This is a genomic window from Vibrio sp. Vb0349 (genome assembly GCF_033338975.1).
On sequence record NZ_JAWOTS010000263.1, the window covers coordinates 1 to 1,278 of the forward strand.

Here is a 1,278-nt window from a genome sequence, read left to right on the forward strand (position 1 = left end):
CATCACATCAGAAGAAAAGATGAAATAGAAGTTAGGCTTCATATCTCGCCACTCAACATGGCGAATGGTATCCACCGTCGCATCAAAGTTTTGGCTGTTGATAACAAACCTTAATTTGTCTCCAAGTTGAATACCCAAATCGCGCGCGACATCTGCCTCAACAGAAACACTGTTTGCGTTCGTCCATTTTCCTGAAAGAACGTCATTATATTCTGGTAACTGATCACCCCATGTTAAGTTAAGCTCTCGACGGATTGCGTCAGAGCCTTCCCCTTCATATTCAACGTCTTTAACGTTTTGGCCATTAATCTCTGTGAGTCGTCCTCGAATAATTGGAAATGCTTGTGACCGCGTCACTCCATTTTTATCCAGTGTTTCTAGGTAGTTAGCCAGTTCATAATCTCCAATGTTTAATGCAAATACATTAGGCGCATCCGCAGGCAAAGTCCGTTCCCAATCTGCGAGGATATCGCTACGGACAAGCCAAATAATGGAAAGGAGCATCAAAGAAAGTGAAAGCGCACCAAACTGCAAACCGCTGGTAATAGGCGTGCGGTTGATTCGGCTCAGTGCCAACTTCATCGCTGGTTTGGTGGCAAAGCGGGAGAATAACTTCGTCAGTGCGATGCTTAATCCGGCCAACACGACAAATAGTGCTGCAATACCCGCAAGTACAATCCAGACCAAAGTGTTGTTTGCGTACAACGCGAGCAATGGAAGCACAGGGACAAGGACGAGCAGCAGTCGTTTCCAAGATCGTTGCGCTGTGCCCTGCTGTAAAACCTCAAGTGCTGGTGTCTTAATTAACCCAAGTAGCGGGATACCAAGCGCCGGAACAGTGATGAGAATGGCAGAAACCACAGCGACAACAAATGGAGTGACGCCGTAACTCGGTAGTGGGTTTGGCAAGAGATCTTTCAGAGGAATACGTAACAAATATTCCAAGCCGCTACCCAGAATGAGTCCGACAATACTGGCGGTTACCAATAGAATGGCAACTTGAATCAATACCCACTTTTCTATCCAACGTCTGCTCGCGCCAAGGCTTTTCAACATTGCGATGGTTTGAGTTCGGCTATTCACGTAGTTTTGGCAAGTAAGAACCAACGTTGTCGCGGCCATAATTATGACGATAGCTACGGTCAATGATAAATACTGTGTAGTTCGATCAAAAACTTCATTGCTGCGACTCGCGGTATCTTGAGTACGCCAGCGATCACTTGGTGACAGAACTGTCTTATCTTGGAGTTGCTTTAGCGCCGCATTGTCAGCTTTTAG

At 46.2% G+C, this 1,278-nt stretch carries 1 protein-coding gene; it reads right to left on the minus strand.

What is annotated here, in order from left to right; translation table 11 throughout:
• On the minus strand, positions 1–1,278 hold a 1,278-nt coding region (locus R7Q47_RS25060; RefSeq protein WP_318090016.1), incomplete at both ends, for an ABC transporter permease.